The 25,980-nt window shown below is 70.2% G+C and carries 22 protein-coding genes and 4 tRNA genes; 13 read left to right on the top strand and 13 right to left on the bottom strand.

What is annotated here, in order from left to right:
* Positions 1–114 precede the first annotated feature (114 nt).
* Positions 115–2,058, top strand: coding sequence for a 1-deoxy-D-xylulose-5-phosphate synthase (dxs, locus tag PGB26_RS10450; RefSeq protein ID WP_271637554.1), 1,944 nt, complete (start codon positions 115–117; stop codon positions 2,056–2,058).
* On the opposite strand, the gene PGB26_RS10455 is transcribed toward dxs, so the two are convergent.
* Together PGB26_RS10455 and PGB26_RS10460 are read right to left on the bottom strand one after the other, a co-directional pair.
* On the bottom strand, positions 2,042–3,553 hold the full coding sequence (locus tag PGB26_RS10455) for a glycerol-3-phosphate dehydrogenase/oxidase (RefSeq protein ID WP_271637555.1): 1,512 nt from the start codon (positions 3,551–3,553) through the stop codon (positions 2,042–2,044). The two genes, dxs and PGB26_RS10455, sit on opposite strands and share 17 nt — an antisense overlap.
* Positions 3,550–4,164, bottom strand: a complete 615-nt coding sequence (locus PGB26_RS10460) for a TetR/AcrR family transcriptional regulator (protein WP_271637556.1) — start codon at positions 4,162–4,164, stop codon at positions 3,550–3,552. The genes PGB26_RS10455 and PGB26_RS10460 overlap by 4 nt, the downstream gene beginning before the upstream one ends.
* A gap of 20 nt (positions 4,165–4,184) precedes the next feature.
* On the opposite strand from PGB26_RS10460, the gene PGB26_RS10465 reads away from it, so the two are divergent.
* Genes PGB26_RS10465 through PGB26_RS10475 form a run of 3 tightly spaced genes read left to right on the top strand, consistent with a single transcriptional unit; the run spans position 4,185 to position 8,338 of the window.
* Complete coding sequence (locus PGB26_RS10465; RefSeq protein WP_271637557.1) at positions 4,185–5,810, top strand: FAD-binding oxidoreductase; 1,626 nt, start codon at positions 4,185–4,187, stop codon at positions 5,808–5,810.
* Complete coding sequence (locus tag PGB26_RS10470; RefSeq protein ID WP_271637558.1) at positions 5,803–6,705, top strand: diacylglycerol/lipid kinase family protein; 903 nt, start codon at positions 5,803–5,805, stop codon at positions 6,703–6,705. The genes PGB26_RS10465 and PGB26_RS10470 overlap by 8 nt, the downstream gene beginning before the upstream one ends.
* A 4-nt stretch (positions 6,706–6,709) precedes the next feature.
* Positions 6,710–8,338 (top strand): GMC oxidoreductase, encoded by a 1,629-nt coding sequence (locus PGB26_RS10475; protein ID WP_271637559.1) that lies wholly within the window; start codon positions 6,710–6,712, stop codon positions 8,336–8,338.
* 77 nt (positions 8,339–8,415) lie between these two features.
* On the opposite strand, the gene PGB26_RS10480 is transcribed toward PGB26_RS10475, so the two are convergent.
* The 4 genes from PGB26_RS10480 to PGB26_RS10495 all read right to left on the bottom strand — a co-directional run bounded on the left by PGB26_RS10480 (position 8,416) and on the right by PGB26_RS10495 (position 13,631).
* Positions 8,416–10,575: a 3-hydroxyacyl-CoA dehydrogenase NAD-binding domain-containing protein gene (locus PGB26_RS10480; RefSeq protein ID WP_271639642.1), complete on the bottom strand. Its 2,160-nt coding sequence runs from the start codon at positions 10,573–10,575 to the stop codon at positions 8,416–8,418.
* A gap of 5 nt (positions 10,576–10,580) precedes the next feature.
* Positions 10,581–11,786 (bottom strand): thiolase family protein, encoded by a 1,206-nt coding sequence (locus PGB26_RS10485; RefSeq protein WP_271637560.1) that lies wholly within the window; start codon positions 11,784–11,786, stop codon positions 10,581–10,583.
* Positions 11,787–11,860: 74 nt separating this feature from the next.
* Complete coding sequence (locus PGB26_RS10490) at positions 11,861–13,057, bottom strand: ribonuclease D (protein ID WP_271637561.1); 1,197 nt, start codon at positions 13,055–13,057, stop codon at positions 11,861–11,863.
* Positions 13,050–13,631, bottom strand: a complete 582-nt coding sequence (locus PGB26_RS10495; RefSeq protein WP_271637562.1) for a DUF3000 family protein — start codon at positions 13,629–13,631, stop codon at positions 13,050–13,052. The genes PGB26_RS10490 and PGB26_RS10495 overlap by 8 nt, the downstream gene beginning before the upstream one ends.
* A gap of 25 nt (positions 13,632–13,656) precedes the next feature.
* Here PGB26_RS10495 and PGB26_RS10500 point away from each other — a divergent pair, with 25 nt between their 5' ends.
* Positions 13,657–14,805, top strand: coding sequence for an alpha/beta hydrolase family protein (locus PGB26_RS10500; protein ID WP_271637563.1), 1,149 nt, complete (start codon positions 13,657–13,659; stop codon positions 14,803–14,805).
* Between the two features lie 27 nt (positions 14,806–14,832).
* Here PGB26_RS10500 and PGB26_RS10505 read toward each other — a convergent pair whose 3' ends face one another.
* Entirely contained in the window at positions 14,833–15,264 is a 432-nt protein-coding gene (locus PGB26_RS10505) for a SufE family protein (RefSeq protein ID WP_271637564.1), read from the bottom strand.
* A 35-nt stretch (positions 15,265–15,299) separates the two neighbouring features.
* Positions 15,300–16,196: a sulfurtransferase gene (locus tag PGB26_RS10510; RefSeq protein WP_271637565.1), complete on the bottom strand. Its 897-nt coding sequence runs from the start codon at positions 16,194–16,196 to the stop codon at positions 15,300–15,302.
* A 126-nt stretch (positions 16,197–16,322) separates the two neighbouring features.
* Between PGB26_RS10510 and zapE the strand changes: the two genes are divergently transcribed.
* From zapE to PGB26_RS10530, 4 genes are all read left to right on the top strand, one after another.
* Complete coding sequence (zapE, locus tag PGB26_RS10515; RefSeq protein ID WP_271637566.1) at positions 16,323–17,369, top strand: cell division protein ZapE; 1,047 nt, start codon at positions 16,323–16,325, stop codon at positions 17,367–17,369.
* Positions 17,370–17,482: 113 nt separating this feature from the next.
* On the top strand, positions 17,483–18,742 hold the full coding sequence (locus PGB26_RS10520) for an ammonium transporter (RefSeq protein ID WP_271637567.1): 1,260 nt from the start codon (positions 17,483–17,485) through the stop codon (positions 18,740–18,742).
* A complete protein-coding gene (locus tag PGB26_RS10525; RefSeq protein ID WP_271637568.1) occupies positions 18,739–19,317 on the top strand; it encodes a type II toxin-antitoxin system PemK/MazF family toxin in 579 nt (192 codons plus the stop codon). Before PGB26_RS10520 ends, PGB26_RS10525 begins: the two co-directional genes overlap by 4 nt.
* 90 nt (positions 19,318–19,407) lie before the next feature.
* Entirely contained in the window at positions 19,408–19,794 is a 387-nt protein-coding gene (locus PGB26_RS10530) for an SPW repeat domain-containing protein (protein WP_271637569.1), read from the top strand.
* A 126-nt stretch (positions 19,795–19,920) separates the two neighbouring features.
* Here the strand turns inward: PGB26_RS10530 and PGB26_RS10535 are convergent, their stop codons facing one another.
* The 4 genes from PGB26_RS10535 to PGB26_RS10550 form a co-directional block, all read right to left on the bottom strand.
* Entirely contained in the window at positions 19,921–20,814 is an 894-nt protein-coding gene (locus PGB26_RS10535; RefSeq protein WP_271637570.1) for a TIGR01777 family oxidoreductase, read from the bottom strand.
* Between the two features lie 49 nt (positions 20,815–20,863).
* A complete protein-coding gene (locus PGB26_RS10540; protein ID WP_271637571.1) occupies positions 20,864–22,084 on the bottom strand; it encodes a zinc-dependent alcohol dehydrogenase in 1,221 nt (406 codons plus the stop codon).
* Positions 22,081–23,430: a cytochrome P450 gene (locus tag PGB26_RS10545; protein ID WP_271637572.1), complete on the bottom strand. Its 1,350-nt coding sequence runs from the start codon at positions 23,428–23,430 to the stop codon at positions 22,081–22,083. Before PGB26_RS10545 ends, PGB26_RS10540 begins: the two co-directional genes overlap by 4 nt.
* A gap of 135 nt (positions 23,431–23,565) precedes the next feature.
* Positions 23,566–23,641, bottom strand: a tRNA-Val gene (locus PGB26_RS10550).
* 204 nt (positions 23,642–23,845) lie between these two features.
* Here PGB26_RS10550 and PGB26_RS10555 point away from each other — a divergent pair.
* The 4 genes from PGB26_RS10555 (at position 23,846) to PGB26_RS10570 (ending at position 24,553) form a co-directional block, all read left to right on the top strand.
* A tRNA-Gly gene (locus PGB26_RS10555) sits at positions 23,846–23,918 on the top strand.
* A gap of 56 nt (positions 23,919–23,974) precedes the next feature.
* Positions 23,975–24,045: transfer RNA gene (locus PGB26_RS10560), tRNA-Cys, on the top strand.
* Positions 24,046–24,070: 25 nt separating this feature from the next.
* A tRNA-Val gene (locus tag PGB26_RS10565) sits at positions 24,071–24,142 on the top strand.
* Positions 24,143–24,274: 132 nt separating this feature from the next.
* A complete protein-coding gene (locus PGB26_RS10570; RefSeq protein WP_271637573.1) occupies positions 24,275–24,553 on the top strand; it encodes a hypothetical protein in 279 nt (92 codons plus the stop codon).
* 20 nt (positions 24,554–24,573) lie between these two features.
* Here PGB26_RS10570 and PGB26_RS10575 read toward each other — a convergent pair whose 3' ends face one another.
* The gene (locus PGB26_RS10575) at positions 24,574–25,911 is read right to left on the bottom strand and encodes a cryptochrome/photolyase family protein (RefSeq protein WP_271637574.1); all 1,338 of its coding nucleotides are present in this window, start codon (positions 25,909–25,911) and stop codon (positions 24,574–24,576) included.
* Between the last annotated feature and the right edge of the window lie 69 nt (positions 25,912–25,980).

Below are 25,980 nucleotides of genomic sequence, written 5' to 3' on the forward strand. Positions count from 1 at the left end.
GAGCAGACGAGGGCCCGGATGCCTCGGCATCCGGGCCCTCGTCGTATCGCGCGGTAGAATATCCGGATGCGCGCGCCGTCTCCGGCGTGCGGTCAACGTCGCGGAAGGACGTCCATGCCGATCCTGCCGAGCATCACCGGCCCCCGAGATCTCGATCGACTCTCCAACGGGGAAATGGTCGAGCTGGCGGCTGAGATCCGAGCATTCCTGGTCGAGAACGTCGCTCGCACCGGCGGGCACCTCGGGCCGAACCTCGGCGTCGTCGAGCTCACGATCGCCCTGCATCGGGTGTTCTCCTCACCCGACGATCCGATCATCTTCGACACCGGGCACCAGTCGTACGTGCACAAGCTGCTCACCGGTCGCCAGGACTTCTCGAACCTCCGCTCGCGGGGCGGGCTCGCCGGCTACCCGCAGCGCTCCGAGAGCGTGCACGACGTCGTCGAGTCGTCGCACGCGTCGAGCTCGCTGAGCTGGGCCGACGGCATCTCACGGGCGCTGACCGCGACCGGTCGCGCTGATCGGCACGTCGTCGCGGTCGTCGGCGACGGCGCGCTGACCGGCGGGATGACCTGGGAGGCGCTGAACAACATCAGCGACGACAACGAGCGCAATCTGGTCATCGTCGTCAACGACAACGGCCGCTCCTACGCTCCGACGATCGGCGGCATGTCGCGCTATCTCAATCGCGTGCGCACCGCGGGCATGTACCGCGAGATGCACCGGAAGTCCGATCGTCTGTTCCGCGCGTTCGGCCCGCTCGGCCGCGCGGTGTTCCGCGGCGTGCGCGGTGGCACGCACGGATTCCTCTCGCGCTTCGCGAACAACGTCGCGCTGTACTCCAACCTCGACATCAAGTACCTCGGCCCGGTCGACGGCCACGACGTCGAGGCGCTCATCGAGACGCTGCGATACGCGAAGGACTACGGCGCCCCTGTCATCGTGCACGCCATCACCGAGAAGGGGCGCGGCTACCAGCCGGCGCTCGACGATGTGGCCGACCAGTTCCACGCCGTGGGTCGCATCGATCCGAAGACGGGCGGCGCTCTGTCGTCGTCGTCCGGCACGTCGTGGACCTCGGTCTTCTCCGACGCGCTCGTCGAGATAGGCAGCCGTGATGACAAGGTCATCGCGATGACCGCCGCGATGCTGCGCCCGACCGGCCTCGCCGCCTTCGCCGAGCGCTTCCCCGACCGGGTGTACGACGTCGGGATCGCCGAGCAGCACGCCGTCGCGTCCGCCGCCGGGCTCGCCTTCGGCGGTCTGCATCCCGTCGTGGCGATCTACGCCACCTTCATGAACCGTGCGTTCGATCAGGTGCTGATGGATGTCGCGCTGCACCGCGCCGGCGTGACGTTCGTGCTCGATCGGGCCGGCGTGACCGGTCCGGACGGGCCGAGCCACAACGGGGTGTGGGATCTCGCGATGCTGCAGATGGTGCCCGGCGTCCGCATCGCCGCCCCACGAGACGCCGTGCGGCTGAGCGAGTGCCTCGCCGAAGCCGTCGCGATCGACGACGCGCCGACCGTGGTCCGCTACCCGAAGGGAGACGTGCCCGACCCGATCACCGCCGTCGAGCGCCTCGCCGACGGCACCGATGTGCTGGCTCGCGGAGACGAGGAGGACGTGCTGATCGTCGCGATCGGCTCGTTCGCCGAGGTGGCCGTCGACATCGCCGCGCGACTGGATGCGCGCGGCATCGGCGCGACGGTGATCGATCCGAGGTGGGCGGTTCCCGTGCAGCCGTCGGTCGTATCCCTGGCGGCGCGGCATCGTCTTGTGATCACGCTGGAGGACGGCATCCGCGCGGGCGGCATCGGCACGCGCGTGCGTCAGGTGCTCCGCGAGGCGGGGATCGACACCGGCGTCGATGAGCTGGGCGTGCAGGACGAGTTCCTGCAGCACGCCTCGCGCGAGCAGATCCTCGAGGACGCCGGGCTCACGGCCGAGAAGATCACGGCCGACATCGTCGCACAGGTGGGAGGCACCAGGATCCCGGTGGCGAAGGCGGCCGGACAGACCGGCGCCATCGACCTCTCACTCATTCAGAAGCACTGAGCTCGTCGAGCGTCCGGTCGACGAGCCGGGTGACCGGCGCGAGCAGAGCTGCGCGCCGCGCGGGCACCACGTCCGCTCGCAGCCGACGATCCAACACGTCATCGGCATCGAGAGCGCCCTCCTCGCGCACGGCGTTCACGACGTCCTGCTCGGTCGCCGCCGCACCGTCGACGAGCGGCGCCTGCGGGATCCGCTCGGGCAGCGCCACCAGCCGCAGAGAGGCCGTGGTGCACGCAGCCGCCTCGAGTCGGCCGCGTTCGACGGCGACGTCGACGGCGTCCTGCGCCATGCGACGGTACGTCGTGAGCTTTCCCCCCAGCACGCTCACGACGCCGGCGTCGGACACCGTCACGAGGTGACGACGCGACACGTCGGCCGAGGTGGCATCGCCGCTGTCGACCAGCGGACGAAGGCCGGCGAACGCCCCGAGCACCCGCTCCCGCGGCAGGGGACGAGCGAGCACTCGATTCAGCGTGTCGAGCAGGAACACGATCTCGCCTTCGGTCGGCTCGGCGACATCGGGCACGGGGCCGGGCGCGTCCTCATCGGTCAGTCCTACGTAGACGAGCCCGTCCGGCTGCGGGAGGGCGAAGACGTAGCGGCTGATCGAGCCGGGGTGCGGGATGGTGAGCGCGGCGGTGGGATGCCCGAGGTCGGCGCCGTCGAGCACGATGTGCGTGCCGCGGCTGGGCCGAACCCGGATCGCTCCGTCGAGTGATCCCGCCCAGACGCCGGTGGCGTTGATGACGGTGCGAGCGCGCAGCTGCAGTCTCTCGCCGCTGAGCTCGTCCTCGGCGTCCACCGCATTCGCATGCAGGGCGCGGGCGCGCACGCGAGTGAGGATCTTCGCGCCGAGCGCCGCCGCGGTGCGCGCGACCGTGACGACGAGACGCGCGTCGTCGTCGAGCTGGCCGTCGTACGCGACCATGCCGCCGTGCAGTCCCTCGCGTGCCAGCGCGGGTACGAGACGGCGCGCGTGGCGGCCCGACACCGGGTGCGGCGCCGGCAGCACGCGACGCGGCGTGTGCGCCTGCCAGCGCAGCGCATCTCCGATCACCATGCCCGCAGCGCCCGCGCCGCGTTGGCGGATGTCGATGCCGGGAGAGAACGGCAGCAGCTGGGCAAGTGGATGGGTGAGGTGCGGGGCGATGGCGGTCATCAGCAGATGGCGCTCCCTGGCACTCTCCCTGGCGGTCGCGACATCACCGGTGGCCAGGTACCGCAGCCCGCCGTGCACGAGCTTCGAGCTGAACCGGCTGGTGCCGAACGCGAGATCGTGCGCTTCGATCAGCACGACGCTCAATCCTCGGGCGGCGGCATCGAGCGCCGCGCCCGTTCCGGTGATGCCTCCGCCGACGATCAGCACGTCGGCGACGGTCTCCGCAGCCCGCGCGAGCTCGATCCGGCGCCGCGATGCGTTCAGGGCCGCAGAGCTGTTCCCGGACGCAGAGCCCTTCCTGGACGCAGAGCCCTTCCTGGACGCAGAGCTGTTCATGGCCGCAGCATCCCGTCGACGGCGGCATGCAGCTCGTGCTCCCAGGCGTCGTCGCTGATCAGATCCGACACGGTGCCGTGGGACAGGATCGCGGACTGGGTCATGATCAGCAGCATCACGGCGATGTGCCCGGGGTCTCCGGTGCGCACCGATCCGCCCGTCTGTCCGGCGGCGACGGATGCCGAGAGCCAGCGCAGGATGGCGCGCTGGCTGGCACCGAACCTGTGCAGGGTGTAGCGCGTGAAGATCTCGGGCTCACGCTCGAGCAACGCCGCGTAGAGCGGATCCGCCTGGAAGGCGCGGGTGAAATCGTGCACCGCGGTGACCAGGGCGGGGCGATCCGCCGCCACCGGGATCCCGTCGAGCAGTCGCAGCATGCGCCGCAGCAGAGTGGTGCGCACCACCTCGTCGGCGCTCGCCCAGCTGCGATACACGGTAGGGCGGCTGACCTCGGCGGTGCGAGCGAGCTCGGCGATCGCGAGTCCGCGCACGCCGCGCTGCGCGATGAGCAGCTCGGCGGCGTCGAGGATGCGATGCTGCATGGCCTCCCAGCGCCCGGGGAGCGCGCCGTCGGAGACCATGGCATCGGTCTGCGGTTGACGATCTTCCATGATCTGTCACACTGTAATGCATGACGTCCTCGAGCGACACCGCCGTCGAGCCGCAGGAGATGCGATGGAACGGCTGGGGAGATCCGGACCGCGCCGTCGAGCTGCCCCGCGCGGTCCGGGCGCTGCTGCCGCTGCTGCTGGGCAGAGTGCCGCGGCCGGCGCCCTCGGTGCATCTGGACGACGTGCAGGTCGCGCCGTCCCGACTCTCCGGCGCCGACATCGACGCTCTGCGGGCCGTCGTCGGCGACAGTGAGGTCCGCATCGACGTCGAGTCCAGAGTGCGGCGGTCCGGCGGCAGATCCACCCCCGATCTGCTTCGCCGACGCGAACCACGACAGCGAGCCGCCGACGCGGTGGTGCGTCCATCGACCCATGACGAGGTCGCGGCGGTGCTGGCGGTCGCCGGCGAGCACGGGATCGCGGTCGTGCCGGTCGGCGGCGGCACGAGCGTGGTGGGCGGAGTCGCCCCCGACGCCGGCCGTCACCGAGCGGTGATCGCTCTCGACCTCGCCCGGCTGAGCGGGCTGGTCGGACTCGACCCGGTCAGCGGCGAGGCGGTGCTGCTCGCCGGCACGCGCGGTCCGGAGGCGGAGCGCCTGCTCGCCGAGCACGGCTTCGAACTCGGGCACTATCCGCAGAGCTTCCGGTATGCCAGCATCGGCGGGTTCGCGGCCGCGCGCTCCTCCGGCCAGAACTCCGCCGGCTACGGGCGGTTCGATGCGATGGTCACCGGGCTGCGCGCGGCGACGCCGACCGGTGATCTCGATCTCGGCGGCGCCCCCGGATCGGCGGCGGGTCCGGACCTCACCCGACTGCTGCTCGGTTCGGAGGGGATCTTCGGGGTGATCACCGAAGTGCGCGTTCGCGTTCATCGGATACCGCAGACCCGCGTCGTCGAATCATGGAGCTTCCCGGATTTCACCACCGGAGCAGACGCCCTGCGCGAGGTCGTCCAGCGTGGCGGCACACCCACAGTCATCCGCCTCTCCGACGAGGCGGAGACCGGCGTGAGCCTGGCGCAGGTCGGCCGCATCGGCAAGGCGCTCGCGAAGGGCGCCAGCGCGGTGACCGTCTTCGAGGGCGAGGATGCCGAGCACAGGCGCGCCCGCACGGCGGAGCTGATCGCCGCCGCCGGCGGGACCAGCACCGGGCAGGGCGCAGCCGAGGATTGGGCCAGAACGCGGTTCGACGGACCGTACCTTCGTGACGCGCTGCTCGATGCGGGCGTCTTCTGCGAGACGCTGGAGACCGCGACCACCTGGTCGAACCTGCAGCGGCTGCGGGCCGCGGTGACCTCCGCGCTCAAGGACGGATTCGCCGCGGCCGGCGCGCGGAGCTTCGTGATGTGCCACATCTCGCATCTCTACCCCACCGGCGCCTCGCTGTACTTCACCGTCCTCGCCGGGGTCAGGAACGATCAGCTGCAGACGTGGGACACGGTGAAACGCCGGGTGGGGGACGCGATCGTGGCATCCGGCGGCACCATCACCCACCATCACGCGATCGGCCGCGACCACGCGCAGTGGCTGCCTCGGGAGGTCGGCGAGACGGGCATCCGCATCCTTCGGGCGGTCAAGCGCGAACTCGACCCGCGGGGGATCATGAACCCGAACGCGCTGGTCGGCGGAGAACCGCACCGTGAATGAGGTCGTGCGCCTCGCCCTCATCATCAACCCGCAGGCGGGCAGGGGGCACGCCGCCCGCGCAGGAGCCGAGGCGGAGAGCGCGCTGCGGACGGCCGGGGCGGAGGTGGCGCTGCTGGAGGGAAGCTCGGCCGAGCAGACCCGATCGCTCGCTCAGCGGGCGGTGCGCGACGAACCCGATGGGATCGTCGTCGTGGGCGGAGACGGGACGCTCACCGGGATCGTCGACCTGCTGGCGGAGAGCGGGCTTCCGATCACCCTCGTTCCGGCGGGCACCGGGAACGATCTGGCGAGAGCGCTCGGCATCCCGACGGCAGACCCGCAGCGGGCCGCCCTCGCCGCACTGAGCGGTTCCGCACGGACGATCGACCTCGGCACGATCTCGTCGCAGGGGTCGGAACGGGTCTTCCTCACCGTGGCCGCCCTCGGCTTCGACGCGAAGGTGAGCGAGCGCACGAACACGCTGCGGCACCCGAGCGGTCGGCTGCGCTACTACCTCGCGCTCGTCGTCGAGCTCGCCCGACTTCGTCAGACGGCGTTCCGGATCTCGGTCGACGGCGAAGTCGAACACGAGCAGCCGGGCACGCTGCTGGCCGTGGGCAACACCGGCAGCTACGGTGGCGGCATGCCGATCTGCCCCGACGCCCGAGCCGACGACGGGCGGCTCGACGTCGTGCACGTCGCACCGCTCACCCGACTGCGGCTGCTCCGGCTGTTCCCGCTGCTGCTGCGCGGAACCCACCTGCGTCGGCCGGAGGTGCAGCGCCGGCGGGCCGGCTCGGTGCGGGTGTCGGCACCCGACCTGGTCGTGTACGCCGACGGCGAGCGCGTCGGCGCGGGGGAGTGCTCGATCGGCGTCCGCCCGGCCGCCGTGACGATGATGATCCCGAGGGAGTGAGCGCATGCCGTATGACGAGGACGTCGTGATCGTGGGATCGGGCTTCGGCGGATCCGTCGCCGCGCTGCGCCTGTCCGAGAAGGGGTACCGCGTCCGCGTGTTCGAGGCGGGTCGGCGCTTCGAGGACCACGACTTCGCGAAGACGTCATGGGACGTGCGTCGCTACCTGTGGGCGCCGAGACTCGGGTGCTTCGGTGTGCAGCGCATCCACCGCCTGCCGCATGTCATGATCCTCGCCGGTGCGGGCGTGGGCGGCGGATCTCTGAACTACGCGAACACCCTCTACGAGCCGCCGCCGACGTTCTTCGCCGATCGCAACTGGCCTGCCGGCGTGGACTGGCAGGGCGAGCTCGCCCCGCACTACGCCACGGCGACGCGCATGCTCGGTGTCGTCGACGAGTACCCGCACACCGGCCCTGTCGAGCGGATCATGGCCGGCGCCGCACAGGACCTCGGCGTGGGAGACACCTTCCGACGCGCTCCGGTCGGGGTCTTCCTGGGCATGCCGGGGGTGCGGGTGCCGGATCCGTTCTTCGACGGGGAGGGACCGGATCGCACCGGATGCACCCTGTGCGGCAACTGCATGATCGGCTGCCGGGTCGGAGCGAAGAACACGCTCGTGAAGAACTATCTCGCCCTCGCCGAGCGACGCGGTGCGCGGATCGACGAGATGCGCACCGTCGTCGACGTCCGTGAGGATCCGCGGGGCGGATTCCTCGTCACGACCGAGCGCTCGGGCGCCTGGCTGCGCCGCAGAAGGCAGACTGTCCAGGCCGAGCAGGTGGTCCTGGCGGCAGGCACATGGGGTACGCAGCAGCTGCTGCACCGCATGCGTGCATCGGGCGCGCTGCCGCGCATCTCGGATGCCGTGGGCCAGATCACCCGCACCAACTCGGAGGCGCTGGACGGTGCTGTGGCGACGAGGGTGCCGGATGCCGCGGGCTACGCGCACGGTGTGGCCATCACCACCTCGTTCCACGTCGACGAGCGCACGCACGTCGAGAACGTGCGCTACGGCCCCGGCTCGAATCTGATGGGCGGCGCCCTCGCCACCGTCCTCGTCCCCGGAGACCAGTCGGTGGCCGGACGGCTCGTCTCGCTGATCGGCGCGCTCGCCAGGCATCCGCTCCGCCAGCTGCGCCTTGCCGGGCTGCACCGCTGGAGCGAGCGCGGCATCATCGCACTGGTGATGCAGACCGCGGACAACTCGCTCACGCTCTCGCTGCGCCGGCGGTTCGGCCGTGACGTGCTCACCAGCCGGCAGGGGCACGGCGAGCCCAACCCCTCGCACCTGCCCGAGGCGCATAGAGCAGTCGCGGCGATCGCACGCCGGATGCAGCAGGAGACCGGTGTGCGCACCGAACCCCGCGGATCGTGGCCCGAGGTTTTCGGCATCCCGCTGACCGCGCACTTCCTGGGCGGTGCGGTGATCAGCGAGTCACCCGACCGCGGTGTCGTCGACCCGTGGAACCGGGTGTGGGGGCATCCCGGGATCCACGTCGTCGACGGAGCGGCCGTGCCGGCGAACCCGGGGGTGAACCCCTCGCTCACCATCACCGCTCTCGCAGAGCGCGCCTTCGCCCACTGGCCGCGCCGCGGCCACGAGGACCGCCGGCCGCCTCAGATGGGGTGAGCACGGGCCTGGAACGGCAGACAGGGGCCGCACCCGCAGGTGCGACCCCTGTCTGAGCCGGCATCGGCTCGCGCGAGTCAGCTGTTCGCGATCCCGCGGATCGGCGGGGTGTGGAACGTGCTGCCGAACACGCGCTCCGAGGCGCCCTCGCGATCGAGGTACGGCGAGGCACCGCCGTCGATGAACGGCCAGCCGGCGCCGAGGATCAGGCAGAGGTCGATGTCCTCGACCTCGGGCACGACACCCTCATCGAGCATGAGCCGGATCTCCTGCGCCAGGCCGTCCTGCACGCGCTGCAGGATGGTCTCGGCGGATGCCGGCGAGCTGCCGACATGGCCCTTGAGCACCTTCTCGGCGCCCTTGGTCCAGCCGGTCACGCGCCCGCCCTTGTCCTTCTCGACCACGGCATCCAACTCGGCGAGCGCGTGGAAGTTCTCGTTCGCGTAGAAGCGGTCGGGGAAGTGACGCACCATCGTGTCCTGCACGTGAGCCGCCACCTTCCAGCCGACCAGATCGATCAGCTGGAACGGCCCCATCGGCAGTCCGAGCGGCCCGAAGGCCTTCTCGACGTCTGCGATGGGAGTGCCCTCGTACACGGCCCGAGCCGCCTCGCCCATGACCTTCGCGAGCAGACGGTTCACGACGAAGCCGGGAGCATCGGCCGTGAGCACGGCGTTCTTTCCCAGGCCCTTCGCGACCACGAAGGCCGTCGACAGGGCTGCCTCCGAAGTCTGCGGCGTCTTCACGATCTCGATCAGCGGCATGACCGCGACCGGGTTGAAGAAGTGGAAGCCGACCAGGCGCTCGGGGTGGGCGAGCTGGGAGCCGATCTCCTCGACCGACAGCGACGAGGTGTTCGTGGCGAGGATCGCGTCCTCGGCGACGATCTTCTCGATCTCGCCGAACACCTGCTGCTTGACGCCGACCTCCTCGAACACGGCTTCGATGACGAAGTCGCAGTCGGCGTACTGGCTCTTGTCGGTCGTGCCGGTGACGAGCGAGCGCAGCTTGTTGGCGGTATCGCCGTCCAGGCGGCCCTTCTGCTCGAGCTTGCCGATCTCGTCGTGGATGTACGCCACGCCCTTGTCGACGCGCGCCTGGTCGAGGTCGGTGATCAGCACCGGGACCTGGAGCCTGCGCACGAACAGCAGGGCGAACTGGCTGGCCATCAGACCCGCGCCGATGATGCCGACCTTGGTGACCTTCTTCGCGAGCGCCTTGTCCGGTGCCCCGACGGGGCGCTTGGCGCGCTTCTGAACGAGGTCGAAGGCGTACATCGACGCGGCGAACTGATCGCCGGTGACGAGCTCGGCGAGAGCTTCGTCCTCACGGGCGAAGCCTTCGGCCTTCGTGCCGCTCTTCGCCTTCTCGAGCAGGTCGAGGGCGACGTAGGGCGAGCGGGGCACGGTGCCGATCTTCGACTCCAGCATGCCGCGGGCCATCTTGATCGCGATCGGCCACTTGACGGTGCGCTCGATCTTGCCCGGCTCGTTCCTGCGCTCGACCTTCTTCCCGCCGAGCACCGCGTCTGCCCATGCCAGCGAGCTCTCCAGGAAGGTGGATGCCGGGAAGATGGCGTCCATCAGCCCGAGCTCGAACGCCTGCTGCGGCTTGAGCATGCGGTTCTGCTTGAGCGGGTTGGAGACGACGACCTCGAGAGCGTTCTCGATGCCGATGAGGTTCGGCACCAGGTAGGCGCCGCCCCAGCCGGGGATGATGCCGAGGAAGACCTCCGGCAGGGCGAGAGCCGCAGCGGATGCGTCGACCGTGCGATAGGTCGAGTTCAGCGCGATCTCCATTCCGCCGCCGAGCGCGAGTCCGTTGACGAACGCGAACGACGGCACTCCCAGCTCGGACAGCGAGCCGAGCACCTTGTGTCCGAGCTGCGCGATCAGGCGGGCGTTGTCCTTCGAGCCCACCCGGCTGATGTCGGAGAGGTCGGCGCCGGCGGCGAGGATGTACTGCTTGCCGGTGATGCCCACCGCCTGGATCTCGCCCGCGGCCGCGCGAGCTCGGAGCGAGTCGAGCGTCTCGCCGAGCTCGGTGAGTGTTGCGGGGCCCAGCGTGTTCGGCCTGGTGTGGTCGCGACCGTTGTCGAGCGTGATGAGTGCGAGCACCTTGCCCGATGCGAGGCGGATGTCGCGCACGGGGGAGTGCGTGACGACCTCGTCGTCGGAGAGGGCGGAGAGCGGCGTGAAGTCGACGCCGACGTACTGGTTCCTGATCGTCTCGGCCATCGCGGTCACTTCCTCTTCTTGCCGTCGTAGAACGGGTTCTCCCAGATGACCGAGCCGCCCTGGCCGAGGCCGACGCACATGGCGGTCAGGCCGTAGCGCACGTCGGGACGCTCGGCGAACTGCGCCGCCAGCTGGATCATCAGTCGGACTCCGGATGCCGCGAGCGGGTGTCCCAGCGCGATCGCGCCGCCCCACTGGTTGACGCGCGGGTCGTCGTCGGCGATCCCGAAGTGGTCGAGCAGGGAGATCACCTGGATGGCGAAGGCCTCGTTCAGCTCGAACAGCCCGATGTCGGAGATGTCGAGGCCCGCCTTCTTCAGCGCCTTCTCGGTCGACGGGATGGGGCCGATGCCCATGATCTCGGGCTGCACCCCCGCGAAGGCGAACGAGACCATCTTCATCTTCGGGGTCAGCCCGAACTCCTTCACCGCGCCGCCGCCGGCCAGCAGCGACATGGTCGCGCCGTCGGTGAGGGGCGAGGAGGTGCCGGCGGTCACGCGCCCGTGCGGACGGAACGGCGTCTTCAGCGCGGCGAGATCCTCCATCGTGGTCTGCGGGCGACGCCCCTCGTCCTCGGTGGCCAGACCCCAGGCGCCGTCGGCGCCCTTGATCGCGACCGGCACGAGGTCGGGCTGGATCTTGCCCGCGTCGTACGCGGCCTGCACCTTGTGCTGGCTGAGCATGCCGAAGCGGTCGGAGCGCTCCTTGGTGAGGTGCGGGAAGCGGTCGAAGATGCGCTCTGCGGTGACGCCCATGTTGAGTGCGCCGGGGTCGACCATCTTCTCGGCGACGAAACGCGGGTTCGGGTCGGCGTTGCCGCCGATGGGGTGGTGGCCCATGTGCTCCACGCCGCCGGCGAGGGCGAAGTCGTACATGCCGACACCGATCGACGCCGCCATCGTGGTGACGCTGGTCATCGCGCCTGCGCACATGCGCTCGACGGCGAGGCCCGGCACGGTCTGCGGGAGGCCCGCGAGGATGGCGACCGACCGGCCGAGCGTGAGGCCCTGGTCGCCGGTCTGCGAGGTCGCCGCGATCGCGACGTCGTCGATGCGGTCGGCCGGCACGGCGGCGTTGCGCTCCATCAGGCCGATGGTCGCCTTGACGGCGAGGTCATCAGCGCGGGTGTTCCAGTACATGCCCTTTTCGCCGGCGCGCCCGAAGGGGGTGCGCACTCCATCGACGAAGTAGACGTCCGAGATCTCGGCCACTCTGCCTCCATAGGTTGGGGTTCTCGTCCAGCCTAGGAGCGCGGTATGACCGCCTGGAATCGGTTGGATCGAACCTACGAAGCGGTCGGGAACCCCTCGACGGCTGTTTGCGGCCCCTCTACAAACGCATCCACGATCTTCTGTGCGGTATGCGCAACCTGCCATGGCCGAGCGCCGAGGTCGATGAGCGCGGCCGAGATCGACTCCGCCGTGAGGTCGGCCGGCGGCTGCCAGGCGACACGGCGCAGGTGCTCGGGGGTGAGCAGGTTCTCGGTCGGCATGTGCAGCTCTTCAGCGAGGGCCTCGACCACGGGCCGGGCGGCCTTGAGCCGCAGATCGGCATCGGGGTTGCGATCGGCCCACGCGCGAGGCGGCGGGAGGGCATCGCTCGGCACGCGCTCGCGCGGAAGATCCTCCGTGGTGCGACCGCGCTCGATCGCCGCCCACCAGCGGTCGATCTGGGTGCGGCTCGCGCGCCCGTTGAACTCCTTGAGCCCGGCGAGCTCCTGCTTCGACCGCGGCGCGGCCAGCAGGGCCGCGAGCAGCGAGCGGTCGGGAACGAGACGGCCGGGGGAGACATCCATCTGCTCGGCGTACTGCTCACGCGCGGTCCACAGCTCGCGAGCCACGGCCAGCTGCCGGGCCCCGCGCACCTTGTGCAGCCCGCTCAGTCGGCGCCACGGCTCCTCACGCGGCGGCTTGGGCAGGCGGTGCAGCGTCGCATCGAACTCCTCCGCGGCGATCTCCGACTTGCCGGCGGCGTCGAGCTCGTCGACGAGAGCGTCTCGCACATCGACGAGGTGGAGCACGTCGAGGGCCGCGTACTCCAGCCACGGATCGGGAAGCGGCCTGGTCGACCAGTCGGCGGCCGAATGCGCCTTGGCGAGAGTGATGCCCAGCGTGTGCTCGACGACCGCAGCGAGCCCGAAGCCGTCACTGCCGAGAAGACGTGAGGCGAGCTCGGTGTCGAAGATGCGGCCGGGTTCGAGGCCGAGCTCGCGCAGAGAGGGCAGATCCTGGCTGGCGGCGTGGAACACCCATTCGGCGTCGCCGATGGCATCCTGAAGCGGCCGGAAGTCGCCGATCGCTGGTGGATCGAACAGGAAGACACCCGTTCCGCGGCGGAACACCTGCACGAGATAGGCGCGCTGCGAATAGCGGAATCCGGATGCCCGCTCCACATCGACGGCCACCGGACCCGATCCCTCGGCGAGCATCTGCGCCGCCCGCTCGAACTCCGCACGGTCGTCGATCACGGAGTACTCAGCCACGTGCGCCCTTTCTCGCGCCGAACACGGCGACGTCCTCTGATCCGGGCGGGAGTCCCGCGAGCATCCCGACCAGCTCTGCCCATGCTTCCACATGCGGGCGCAGCGGGGCATCCGGAGTCCACGATGCGCGAAGCTCGATCTGGGCTCCGTCCCCTTCGGCCGCGAGCGCGCCGAACCCCTTCGAGAGCATCTTGGTGGAGGTACCGGAGGCCGAATGGTAGACGGCACCACGCGAATCGAGCGCGTCGACCAGCCACGACCAGGCGACGTCCGCGAGCAGCGGGTCGGTGCCGATCTCGGGCTCGAGGGGAGCCTGCGCGAACCCGACGATGCGCCAGGCGCCGCCCCAGGCATCCGGCTCGCCGGGATCGTGCAGCAGCACGAAGCGGCCGGTGCCGTACACCGAGTCGCCCTGATCGTCGGGACGCACATCGGCCGCGAGCGCCAGGGCGAAGGGCGCGAGCCCGGCGGGTGACGGGATCTCCCGCACCACGATGTCGGCGCGGAACGCCGTCTCACGAAGCTCTGCCGCCGCTGCGTCGAACAGCGTCGCGGCATCCGGGTGTGCGCTCACCTGGACAGGCTAGAGTCGGGAGGCGATGAAGAGTCTCAGGCACGCCGTAGCCTTCGCCGTCCCCGCTGTCATCGCCGCGGGGGCCGCGGCCGGGGCAGCCGCCGTGCTCGCCACGGCCCGCCGCGTGGTCATGCCCTCGGTGCGCCGCAATGACACGCAGATCCTCGCCGTCGACACGGGCGCGCAGACCATCGAGCTCAGCCGCACGCCCGACACCGAGCTGCCTGGGCGCTACGGACTGTTCACCACCGGCACATACGGCTACGTCAAGCTCGGGGCGGTGCTCGGCGCCGATGCCGCGAGCGTGCGCCGCAAGCTGCTCACGCAGATCGAGCCGGGAGCGCGGGTCGACCGCGACGCCGCTTTCAGCGGCTGGTACCACGTGTCGCCGAGCGAGCTGCACCTGCCTTGGGAGAGCGTGCTGATCGGTTCGCCCGCAGGCCCCTGCCCCGCCTGGCTGTTCCCCGCCGACTCGTCGACGTGGGTGATCCAGGTGCACGGCCGCGGCACGCTGCGCTCCGAGTGCCTGCGCGCCGTCCCCGTCATGAACGCGCTCGGTCTGCCGACCCTGGTCGCGTCGTATCGTAACGACGGCGAGGCGCCGCGCACGCGCGGGGGCAGCTACGCCCTGGGCGCCTCGGAATGGCGCGATGTCGACGCGGCGATCGGCTATGCGCTGCGTCACGGCGCGCAGCGCGTGGTGCTGATGGGATGGTCGATGGGCGGCGCCATCGCCCTGCAGACCGCGGTCTCGTCCGAGCATCGGGATGCCATCGCCGGCGTCATCCTCGACTCGCCCGTCGTCGACTGGCGAACGGTGCTGCGCTTCCAGGCACGCGAGTCGGGGCTGCGCGAACCGCTGCCGGGGCTCGCGATGGGAGCGCTGGGCAACACGTTCCTCGCCCGGCTCAGCGGAGCCGAGGAGGCGATCCCGTTCGACAGGCTCGACATGGTCGCCCGCGCCTCAGAGCTCGACGCCCCGATCCTGATCCTGCACAGCGACGACGACGGGTTCGTGCCGGCCGATGCGTCGCACGCGCTGGCCGAGGCGCGACCCGATCTCGTGACGATGCCGGAGTTCCACGGTGCGCGTCACACCAAGATCTGGAACTACGACGAGCAGGGCTGGTCGGGGGCGATCACCGACTGGCTGACCGGCCAGGGCCTGGTCTGACGGCGAGCCGCGGCCGTCGCCGGCCGCTCAGCGCTTGGCTTCGACCTGACGCTTCGCGCGCATCAGCATCCCCGTCATGCCGCCGATCCGAAGCGGCGAGACGAGCCGCGTCAGACCGAGGCTCTGGGGATAGTCGTTCGGCACCGCGAGCACCTCGTCGGCGGTGAGGCCCGTCAGGCCCTGCGCGAGGATGCTCGCGAATCCGCGGGTCGTCGGGGCCTCCGGCGGCGCCGTCGCGTGCATCGTGACGACGCCGTCGGTGACCTCGATGTAGATGTAGACGGGGGACTGGCACTCTGCCACCCGCTCGGCCATCTCGGGATGGGCCGCGATCTCATCGGAGACGGGAGGAAGCGCGTTCGCGAACTCGAGCAGCAGCTCGAGACGATCGGGCTCGGGCAGCTCGAGGAACTCGTCGCGGAACTCGGCGAGGACGGCGGGGACGTGCTTGTCAGTCATCCCTGCCATCATCCCATCCCGCCGGGGCTGCGAGGTCAGAGCGTGCCGGGCTCGCTGCCGCTGACGATGGGCACGCGCACGGCGCTGCCCCACTCGGTCCACGAGCCGTCGTAGTTGCGCACCTTCTCGATGCCGAGCAGGTGCTTCAGCACGAACCAGGTGTGGCTGGAGCGCTCACCGATGCGGCAGTAGGCGATGACGTCGTCGGAGTCGTCGATGCCGGCCTCGTCGCGGTAGATCGCCTCGAGCTCGGCTCGTGGCCTGAAACCGCCGTCCTCGGCGACCGCCCTGCCCCACGGCACGCTCTGCGCGGTGGGGATGTGCCCGGCGCGCAGGCTGCCCTCTTCGGGATAGGCCGGCGCCGTGGTCCGCTCGCCGTTGTACTCCTCGGGCGAGCGCACGTCGATCAGCGGCCCCTTGCCGATGAAGGCGAGCACGTCCTCCTTGTAGGCACGCAGCTGCGAGTCGTCGCGCTCGACCACGGGGTACTCGGTGGCCGGGCGCACTGTCTTGTCGGTGGTGATCTCGCGCCCCTCACTGATCCAGCGGTCACGTCCGCCGTCGAGCAGGCGCACGTCCTCGTGTCCGAACAGCGAGAAGACCCACAGCGCGTAAGCGGCCCACCAGTTGTTCTTGTCGCCGTAGATGACCACGGTGTCGTCGCGGGCGATGCCCTTGCGGCTCAGCAGCTCGGCGAAGCCCTCGCCGTCGACGTAGTCGCGCACGACGGGGTCGTTGAGCTCGGTGTGCCAGTCGATCTTCACCGCACCGGGGATGTGCCCGGTCTCGTAGAGCAGCACGTCCTCATCGGATTCCACCACCACGAGGCCGGGGGTGCCGAGGCGGGCGGCGAGCCACTCGGTTGTCACGAGGCGGCCGGGTTCGGCGTACTCGGCGAACTTGGGGGATGACGTGTCGCGATCGACGGCCACGGATGCTCCTCAGGGGTCGGGCTCGGGTGGGCATGCGACGGCGTAAAGTTGAGCCGTCCCCTATGACGATAGATCCCCTGGCGCGCACCCGCATCCGGATCGTAAGACTATGACCTCAGGAACGTGATGACCCAGCAGATCAGCACGGGCGTCGTGCACCTCACCGAGCGCACGCCCGTCGTGACCGGAACCGAGATGCTGGCGAGCCTCGTCCCGCCTCCCCAGTTCGACGAAGCGACCTTCGACAGCTATCGCTCGGACGAGCGCTATCCGTCGCAGGAGGCCACCAAGCAGCTGCTGCAGCGCTTCGCCGGCGCGGCCGGAGGCACGCCGGTGAAGAAGGCGGGCCTGTTCCGCCGCGCGCCGAAGGAGACCCCGATGAAGCCGGGGGTCTACCTCGACGGCGGCTTCGGTGTCGGCAAGACCCACCTCCTGGCCTCGGTCTATCACGCTCTTCCCGCCCGCCGGAAGTACTTCGGCTCGTTCATCGAGTACACCGCCCTGGTCGGCGCGCTCGGCTACAAGAACACGGTCGATCTGCTGCGCGGCGCGGATCTGCTCTGCATCGACGAGTTCGAGCTCGACGACCCCGGCGACACCATGGTGATGACGCGCCTGCTCGGCGAGCTGGTGGCGTCGGGCACGAAGCTCGCCGCCACCTCGAACACCCCGCCCAACGCGCTGGGTGAGGGCCGGTTCGCCGCGCAGGACTTCCTGCGCGAGATCCACGCGATGTCCGAGAGCTTCGAGACCCTGCGCATCGACGGCGTCGACTACCGGCAGCGCGCGATCGACGGCAGCTCGGTGGTGTCCGACGCCACCCGCTACGCGCGGGCGATCGAACAGGCGGCGGCCTCGGGCGAGGCATCCGACGACGCGTTCGCCGATCTCATCCAGCACCTGGCGCGGGTGCATCCGTCCCGCTACATCCGCCTCATCGACGGGCTGTCGCTAGTCGGCCTGCGCGACGTGCACACCCTGACCGACCAGTCCGAGGCGCTGCGCTTCGTCGCGTTCGTCGACCGGGTGTACGACGCCCAGCTGCCGATCGTCGCCACCGGGGTCGCCCTCGACCAGGTGTTCGCCGACGAGATGCTCGCCGGGGGATACCGCAAGAAGTACCTGCGCGCGATCTCGCGCCTGAACGCGCTGACCCACTCCGCAGCCGAGTAACACGATCGTCACACCGCGCGCCGCGGCGTAACGTGCCGGAAACACGATGCGTGCCCGCCGGAAACATCAGGAGCCCAGACTGACCTCGTTCGTTCAACGGAGGAGGTTTCGACATGGATGCCACAGGCAATGTCTCGTGGGTGGTCACCGCGACGGCGCTCGTGCTGCTGATGACGCCCGGGGTGGCGTTCTTCTATGGTGGTCTGGTCAGGGCGAAGAGCGTCATCAGCATGATGATGATGAGCTTCGGCGCGATCGGTCTGATCGCTGTGCTCTGGGTTCTCTACGGCTACTCGATGAGCAGCGTCGCGTCTCCGTCGCACTTCGCCGGCGACCCGTTCGCCGATCTCGGCCTGGCGGCGGCATCGGCGGGACCGGACGCCAACGTCGCCCTGCTCGGAGTCGCGTACGGCGCCACCTTCGCGATCATCACCGTCGCGCTCATCTCGGGTGCGATCGCCGATCGGGCGCGCTTCGGCCCCTGGCTCATCTTCGTGGGCATCTTCGGCACGATCGGCTACTTCCCGATCGCCGCGTGGGTGTGGGGCGGCGGCTGGATCATGAACCTCGGCACGGAGCTGTTCGGGGAGGACAGCGGAGTGGCGGTCATCGACTACGCCGGCGGCACCGCCGTGCACATCAACGCAGGCGCCGCAGCCCTCGCGCTGGCTCTCGTACTGGGCAAGCGCATCGGCTTCGGGCGCGAGCTCAACAAGCCGCACAACGTGCCGCTGACGCTGCTGGGCGCGGCGCTGCTGTGGTTCGGATGGTTCGGGTTCAACGCCGGGGCCGAATGGCTCTCGGACGACATGGGCGGTGTGGGTCTGATCGCGATCAACACGTTGGGCGCCGCTGCCGCAGGAATCCTCGGCTGGGTGCTCGTCGAGAAGCTGCGGGTCGGGAAGCCGACCTCGGTCGGAGCGGTCTCGGGCCTGGTCGCGGGTCTCGTCGCGATCACTCCCGCCTGCGCCGACCTGACGCCGGGATGGGCGCTGCTGCTGGGAGCGCTGTCGGGGGTCGCGTGCGCACTGGCGGTGGATCTGAAGTTCCGGCTCGGGTTCGACGACTCGCTCGACGTCGTGGGCCTGCACCTCGTCGGCGGGCTGCTCGGAACCGTGTACCTCGGCTTCTTCGCCACCGGGCAGGGCCTGTTCACCGGAGGTGATCTGCGGCTGCTCGCCGTGCAGGTGATCGCGGCCGGGGGAGTGATGGTCTACTCGTTCGTAGTCGCCTACGCGATCGGCTTCGCGATCGAGAAGACGATCGGCTTCCGCGTCACCGGCGAGGATGAGCTCGCCGGTGTCGACCTGGCCGTGCACGGCGAGGAGGGCTACGCGCTCGCGCCGTCACCCGCCGCTATGGTGGGCGGGTGAGCTCGGGCAGCAGGATCCTCTCGGTCATCGTCGACCTTCTCGGCAGGGCGCTGTCGGGGCGCAGCGGGGGCGGGCAGCAGGCCCGCCCCCGCCGGCGTGCCACCCTGCGACCGGACCGCAGCCGATCGACACCCGAGGGGGACTCCTCGGCCGGCAGGATGCCCGGGGCCGAGACCGTGCAGGTCGACCCCGAGCGCGTCGGCGGTGTGAGCGTCGGCTACTCGCCCTCGCGCAATCACCTGCCCGACTCCGGGGAGATCATCTGGACCTGGGTGCCCTACGCGGAGAACGACGGACGGGGCAAGGACCGGCCGGTGCTGGTAATCGGGCGGCACGGCTCCGACCGCGTCTACGCGGTGCGGATGACGAGCAGAGCCCATGAGCGCGATGGGGACTTCATCTCGATCGGGTCCGGCGCCTGGGACGCGCAGGGGCGCGAGTCGTGGGTCGACATCGAGCAGCTGTACAGCGTGCACCACGACGGCATGCGCAGAGAGGCGGCGGTGCTCGATGTCGCCCGCTATGGTCGCATCGCCCGCGCGCTCGTCGACCGGTACGGGTGGGCTCGGGACTGAGGCGCAGCGTCGGGCATGCAATCCGATCGGACCGGAGTGACGAACACCCTCCGAGCCGCCGTCCGCGGCTCGACCGATCAAGGAGGAATCATGCGCTTCATTCCCACGAAAGTCCACGGCGTTCTCGACTACCTGGTGGGAGCCGCGCTCATCGTCGCTCCCTGGCTCTTCGGCTTCGCGGGAATGGGCGGACCCGCCGTCGTGATCCCCATCGTCCTGGGGGTCGGCCTCATCGTCTACAGCCTCTTCACCAGCTACGAGTGGGGACCGTTCAAGCTGATCCCGATGCCGGTGCACCTCGTCTTCGACGTGGTCGCCAGCCTCTTCCTGGCGCTGTCGCCGCTGCTGTTCGGCTTCATCTCCGCTGCCCCCAACGCGTGGGTGCCCCACGTGGTGGTGGGTATCACCGTGATCATCGTGGTGATCTTCTCGGAGCCGCAGCCCGCTCGCGCCGCCGTGGCACGGGCTCGGGCCTGAGCACTCTTCGCTAGCACCCCTGTGGGGCGACGGCAAGGCACGTACGTGTCTTATGCCGGCGCCCCGCAGCGGTGCCATGGGCACCCCCGCTGTGTCACGTGAACCGCCGTCGACGCTGGTGGTCGCTCAGTCGAGCGCGGCGACGAGAGCCTCCGGCGCGGTGGGATGCCGGAATGCGAACCCGCTGCGGGTCAGCGCGTCGGGCACGGCGTCGGCGTCGGCCAGCAGCAGGGAGTCTGCGGCGGCGCGTCCGAGACCCAGACGCAGCGTCCAGGCGGGCGCCGGGATGAGGTACGGCCGATGCAGCAGGGAAGCCAGGGTGCGACCGATCCCGCCAGCGGTCGCCCGATGCGGTCCGGTGAGATTGACCGGACCGTGCAGGTCGGAGTCGATGATGTGCTGGATCGCTCGAACCTCGTCTTCCAGGGAGATCCAGGGCCATACCTGCCGCCCTGATCCGAGCGGGCCGCCGAGCCCGAGGCGGGTGAGGGCGATCATCGGCTTCAGCACGGCATCCGGATGCAGGATCGGCGCGGTGCGCAGCAGCGCGACGCGCGTCGCTGCGGCAGCCCGCATCGCCTCCCGCTCCCACTCGACGCAGAGGCCGGCGAGGAAGGTCTCACCGGATGCCGCACTCTCGTCCAGACGGATGCCGGGCTGATCGCCGTAATATCCCACCGCCGACGCCGACAGCAGGGGAGGGGCATCGGCCTTCAGGGAGAGCAGAGCGTCAGCGAGAACCGAGGTGGGCCGCAGTCGCGACTCGCGCAGCGTGCGCCGGTAGCCGGCGCCCCAGGGCAGCCGGCCGATGCTGGCGCCGTTGAGGTTCACGACGGCGGCAGCGCCCGCGAGCGCGTCGGGGTGGAGCCTGCCGCCGGTGAGCCACTCGATCTCGTCGCCGTTGCGGGCGGGACGCCGAACCAGGTGCACCACGCGCACGCCGTCCCCGCGAAGCGACCGCGTGAGCGCCCCGCCGATCAGACCGCTCGCACCGGATACGACGATGCGTGAGTCGTTCATGTGCGCCACCGTTCTGCCCGCGGCAGCGTTCGCGTGCCGGTGAAGCCGATCATAGGGCGCCGTCGCCGGCGGGCGCGTGCGCCGACTGCGTGGCGCCAGGACTCAGCACGACCTTGATGCAGCCGTCCTCCTTGCGCTGGAACGTGCGGTACAGGTCGGGTGCGTCGTCGAGGGGAGCCCGGTGGGTGACGAGGTCCATCACGCCGAGCGGATCGGTGTCGTCCTCCACGAGGGGCAGGATCTCATCGGTCCAGCGCTTGACGTTGCACTGGCCCATCCGCATAGCGATCTGCTTGTCGAACATCGTCTTCATCGGCAGGATGTCGGCGTCGCCCGCATACACACCGCTCAGCGAGACCGTGCCGCCGCGACGCACCAAGTCGATGGCGGCGTGCAGCGCGGCGAGCCGGTCGACGCCGGCGTGCTCGAGCATGGGTCGCGACAGCGGATCGGGCAGCAGCCCCACCGCCTGCTGCACGAGGGAGGTCGCCGGACTGCCGTGCGCTTCGAGCCCGACCGCGTCGATCACCGAGTCGGCGCCGCGGCCGGCCGTCAGGTCGCGAAGATGCGCAACGGTGTCGTCGTCGAGGTCGAACACCTCGATGTCGTGCCGGGCGGCCATGGCGCGGCGCTCGGGAACAGGGTCGACGGCCAGCACGCGGTGCCCGCGGAAGCGGGCGATACGGGCGGCGAACTGGCCGACCGGACCGAGCCCGAGCACGACGACGGTGCCGTCGGCGGGGATGTGGGCGTACTCGACCCCCTGCCATGCCGTGGGCAGGATGTCGCTGAGGAACAGGTAGCGATCGTCTGGCAGGGCGCCGCCGACCTTCACGTGGTTGTAGTCCGCCAGCGGCACGCGCAGATACTCCGCCTGCCCACCTGGCACCTGCCCGTACAGCTTCGTGTACCCGAACAGGGCGGCGCCGCTGCCGTACTCGCGCACCTGGGTCGTCTCGCACTGCGACTGCAGACCCCGCCGGCAGAACCAGCACGTGCCGCACGAGATGTTGAACGGGATGACGACGCGGTCGCCGGGGGTCAGATTCTCGATCGCGGAACCGACCTCGACGACCTCGCCCATCGTCTCGTGGCCGAGGATGTCTCCCCGGTCGATGAACGGGCCGAGCAGCTCGTAGAGATGCAGATCGGAACCGCAGATCGCCGTGGAGGTGACGCGGATGATCGCGTCGGTCGGCTCGAGGATGCCCGGGTCGGGCACCTGCTCGATGCGGACGTCGCGCTTGCCGTGCCAGGTCAGTGCCTTCATGAGATGCTCCTCTGCTCGTCGTGCTCGTCTTCGTGCTCGTGGTCTCGGTCGTCGTCTCGGCCGGTGTCTGCGCGCTGCGCGGCCGCCGCGTGCACGCAGCCGCCGGATGCCGGCATCGTGGGCAGCCGGCGTCGATCGACGTCGAGGCCCTCGGGGTCGATCCGCACGCGTGGGTCGCTGAGAGCGGCGATGGCGGCGGAGAGGCCGGCGATCGCGAGCTTTTCGCCCGGGCAGCGGTGGCCCGTGGCGACGTCGGCGCCACCGTGCGGGATGAACGCCGGGATCGCCTCGTAATCGGGGCGGTGGGTGAAACGCTGCGGCTGGAACTCGCTCGCATCGTCCCACGATGCGTCGTCGACGTTCGTGCCGAGGATGTCGATGACGACGCGCCCACCCGCCGGAACGTGCTGCCCGTCGAAGTCGATGTCGGTGATCGCCCGCCCCGGCAGCATCGGAACGAACGGCGACGTCCGGCGGATCTCCTGGGCGAACGCCACAGCGAGCTGCCCGCCCACGAGTCGCCCGCTGCGCGCCGTCTCGGCATGGATGCGCAGGCGCCAGTCCGGGTTCTCGAGGAGCTGCTTCGCCGCGTAGGCGACGAAGCGTGCGACGGCGATGAGCGGACGGATGCTGTTCTGCAGCTCGACCCCGGCCAGCCGCTCGGGGAGAAGCCTTCCATCCGCTCCGCGATGCCACGCCCACTCGTGCAGCGCCGTCCCCTCGGGCGGGGTGAGGGTGCCGGCGCGCACATCGCGGATGAGTCGCGCCGCACGTCGGTCGGACCAGAGGCGGTTGAACAGCGCCTCGGCGAAGGCGGGGGAGAGGGGGCGGCCGAAGCCGTCGACGATCTGCGCGAGCCGCCCCGCCCATCTGGTGCGCGCGTCGTCGGAGCCGGGAAGGCCCGCCCACTGCATGCCGGCGCGACCGAAGGCCCCGACGGCGGCGTCGTAGGCCGTGCGGTCGCCGCCCGCGATCCACTCGTCGAGCTCGCGCCGCCACTCGCGCTCGAGCTCCGGCTCCAGGCGGCGCACCTGCTCGTCCTCGTAGGCGACGTCGACGAAAGTGGCCTTGCGATGACGGTGGTCCGCGCCGTCGAGGCTGTGCACCGATCCGTGCCCGAACAGGGTCTCCTGGACGAAGCGCGGCATGGCGCCGTGCCGGGCGACGCGGGTCTCGTCGTAGAACAGACTCACGCCCTCCTCGCCGCGCACGAACACCGCGCGATGGCCGAGCAGCCGCATCGGGGCGCCGCGCGCACCCTCACGCACTCGTGACCAGATGCGGGCGCCGAGGTCGTAGCCGTGCACGAGAAGAAGGGGGGCGTCGTCTGCGATCCGGTGAAGCATGCGTTCAGCCTGATCGCCGCGCGCGGATGTGTGAACGGGGGCGCGATTCGCGTCCGTCTGTGCTACGGGGCGTGCCCCGATGCGCCCGTCACACACGACGAGGCCCCCGGCAGATCACTGACGGGGGCCTCGGGCTGGTGGGCGATGCCGGACTCGAACCGACGACCTCTTCCGTGTGAAGGAAGCGCGCTACCAACTGCGCCAATCGCCCTTGTGGAGTTGTGTCGTGCACGGTGGCACAGTCAGAAAGCATACCCGATCCGCGCTTGCGTCCTGACACCGTGCGGCCAGCCGGGCGTGGCGGCTCGAGGGGCGGGTGAAGACACGCCCGGCGGCGTGGAGCGGTTTGGTGATGCGCTGATCCTGGGCTAATGTATTTCAAGTGCCCGGGACGCCGGAAACGAAAACAGAATATGCGGATGTAGCGCAGTTGGTAGCGCATCACCTTGCCAAGGTGAGGGTCGCGAGTTCGAGTCTCGTCATCCGCTCGAGTGCAGGAGCCCCCTTCAGGGGGTTTCGGCATGTGGGTTCGAATCCACCTCGCGGTGGCGTGGCCGAGAGGCTAGGCACCGGCCTGCAAAGCCGTTTACACGGGTTCGAATCCCGTCGCCACCTCTCTGACAACTGAACAGCCTTCTAGGCGCGATTGGCGCAGCGGTAGCGCGCTTCCCTGACACGGAAGAGGTCACTGGTTCGATCCCAGTATCGCGCACAGACAGAGACCCCCGGACGAGTCCGGGGGTTTTCTCGTTCCGGGCCCGCGCGCACATCGAGAATGTTGCTGGCGGATGCGCCGAGCGCAACCCCCTCCTGCAAGTCGGCCAGCGTGATTACGGTCGCAGGCATGACCACAGGGCAGATGCAGCACGCGATCATCGTGATCGACGACGACGACAGCATGCCCCTTGGGCACGACGAGGACATCGGTGATCTGAAGGTGCGCATCGAGGAAGCCGCCGCCCACAGTCGGTTCGTGGATTTCCGCACCGCCGAGGGGGCGGAGGTCTCCGTCCTGCTCTCACCGCACAGTCGCGTGCGGATCGCCGTGCTGCCGCCGCGCCTCGAAGTGCTCGACATCGTGCAGGCCGGCGGGTTCGATGATCTGCCGGCCGATCTGCTCTAGCGTCCTCGACAGCGCGCGGGTCAGCGCGACCGGCGCATCTGCTCGTACGCGTCGAGTGCGGCCTTGCGCGTCTCGCCGAGATCGACGATGGGCTCCGCCGGGGCATCCCGAGCCCACTGGCTGACGTACAGGCCGTCGCGGTCGAACTTCTTCGCCTGCAGCTCGGGGTTGAACACGCGGAAGTACGGTGCGGCATCGGCGCCGGAACCGGCGACCCACTGCCAGTTGAACGGGTTGGAGGCGTCGTCGGCGTCGACCAGGGTGTCCCAGAACCACTCCTCCCCGCGTCGCCAGTCGACGAGCAGGTTCTTGATCAGGAACGACGCCGTCACCATCCGGATCCGGTTGTGCATGAAGCCGGTGTGCCAGAGCTCGCGCATCCCGGCATCCACCAGAGGGATGCCCGTCTCGCCGCGCTGCCACGCGGCCAGACGGGTCGGCTTGAGTCGGGGCCAGGGGAAAGCGTCGAACTCGGCGCGGATGTTGCGGGTGGCGAGCTGCGGGAAGTGGAAGAGCGTGTGCCACGCGAACTCCCGCCAGCCGATCTCGGAGAGGAATCGTCCTGAGCCCTCGTGTGCGGTCGCCGCGTGCCAGACGGTGAACGGGCTCAGCTCGCCCCACCGCAGCCGGGGCGACAGCAGCGACGTGACCCCGGCCGCCGGCTCGTCGCGGGCGGTGTCGTACTGCGCCAGGTCGTCGCGGAGGAACTCGCGCAGTCGTGCGCGCGCTGCCGGCTCGCCCGGCTCCCACATCTCCCGCAGACCGCCGGCCCAGTCCGGTGCGGTGGGCAGCAGCGACCAGTCGTCGAGATCATCGGATGCCGGCGCGCGCGACGGCCCTTCGAGCTCGTGCGGCTCCGGTAGGGGAGCGCGCGGCGCGGGGAGGGCGAGGCAGGCGCGCCAGAACGGGGTGAACACGGAGAAGTGCGTGCCGCTCCCGGTGCGCACCGTCCACGGTTCGAAGAGGAGGGATGCGGCGAACGAGCGCACCTCGACCCCGTCGTCGCGGAGATCCGTCTTGATCTGCGTGTCGATCTCCCGCTGCGGACCGCCGTACCGGCGGTTCCAGAACACCGCACGGGCGCCCGTCTGCGTCACCAGCTCGGCGATGACGCGCGCAGCGGCGCCACGGCGCAGCACGAGCGAACCCCCGCGCTCCTCGATCCGCTCGCGCAGCGACGCGAGAGAGTGGTGCAGCCACCAGCGCGCGGCGCCACCGAGCATCCGGAGCCCGGGCGACTCCTCGTCGAGGACGTACACGGCGATGATCGGCTCACCGCGGTCGATCGCCGCCCGCAGTGCGGGATTGTCGGCGAGGCGGAGGTCGTCGCGGAACCACACGATCGAGGGGGAGCTCATGCGCACAGCTTCTCAGACGTCGGCACGCCGACGGCACGCGTCGCACGGTTCGAGTCGGGGAGTCAACCC

The organism is Microbacterium sp. nov. GSS16, assembly GCF_028198145.1.
Classification (GTDB): domain Bacteria; phylum Actinomycetota; class Actinomycetes; order Actinomycetales; family Microbacteriaceae; genus Microbacterium.